Raw genomic sequence first — 935 nt, 5'->3', positions numbered from 1 at the left:
GACTTGCCCGAAGCCTAACGCCCGACCTATCCGACACAATGGCCAAGTGCCGGATAGGAACGGCAAAATTTTTTACACTTCTATTACTTCTTTATCGCACATAAGCAAAAAGCCAGGGCATCAAGCAGCTCATGGCCGGCGGCGGTGTCGCCCTCATCGGCCTGACCCTGATCCCCCTGCTGTCCGGCCTGCTCTCCGCCTGATGTCTGCCAGCAGACCCCACGGGAGGCCCCGGCACACGGGGCCTCCCGGAAAGGAGGTGATCCCCGTTGATCTTTGACGCGATACAGGAGTGGTTCCAGGAACTGCTCATTGACGGTATCATATCTAACCTGACCGGGATGTTTGATACCCTGAATACCAAGGTGGGAGAGATCGCCGGGGAGGTGGGCATGACGCCCTCTGCGTGGAACAGCGGCATTTTCAACATGGTCCGCAACCTCTCGGAGACCGTGATCGTCCCCATCGCCGGCATTGTCCTCACCTTTGTCATGTGCTATGAGCTCATCCAGCTCATCGTAGAAAAGAACAACCTTCACGACTTCGACACCTGGATCTTTTTCAAGTGGATCTTCAAGACCTTCTGCGCGGTGCTCATCGTCACCAACACCTGGAACATCGTCATGGCTGTGTTCGATGTGGCGCAGAACGTGGTCAGCCAGAGCGCCGGCGTCATTATTTCGGACGCGGGCATCGACATATCCGGCGTGACCGTCGACCTGGAGACCCAGCTCGCGGACTGGAGTATCGGCGCCCTGCTGGGGCTGTGGTTCCAGAGCATCTTTGTGGGCCTGTGTACGCAGATCCTCTCCATCTGTATCTTCCTGGTGATCTACGGAAGGATGATCGAGGTGTATTGCGCGTCCAGAAGCGCTGCTTGTAATCCGCAGGCGGTGCGCGGGCATTTTGGGAATCCGGCTTTGGCAAGCCGGTAA

The 935-nt window shown here is 57.2% G+C and carries 2 pseudogenes; both read left to right on the top strand.

Features of this window, described 5'->3' with window-relative positions:
- Nucleotides 1-104: 104 nt before the first annotated feature.
- A pseudogene (locus B5F54_RS18355) lies at nt 105-203 on the top strand (Maff2 family mobile element protein); the annotation flags it as partial.
- 66 nt (nt 204-269) lie between these two features.
- Nucleotides 270-857: pseudogene (locus tag B5F54_RS17115) on the top strand (VirB6/TrbL-like conjugal transfer protein, CD1112 family); the annotation flags it as partial.
- Nucleotides 858-935 lie beyond the last annotated feature (78 nt).

Origin of the sequence: Anaeromassilibacillus sp. An250, from assembly GCF_002159845.1 — a bacterium.
Lineage (GTDB): Bacteria > Bacillota > Clostridia > Oscillospirales > Acutalibacteraceae > Anaeromassilibacillus > Anaeromassilibacillus stercoravium.
This window is presented reverse-complemented; position numbering and strand designations above follow the sequence as displayed.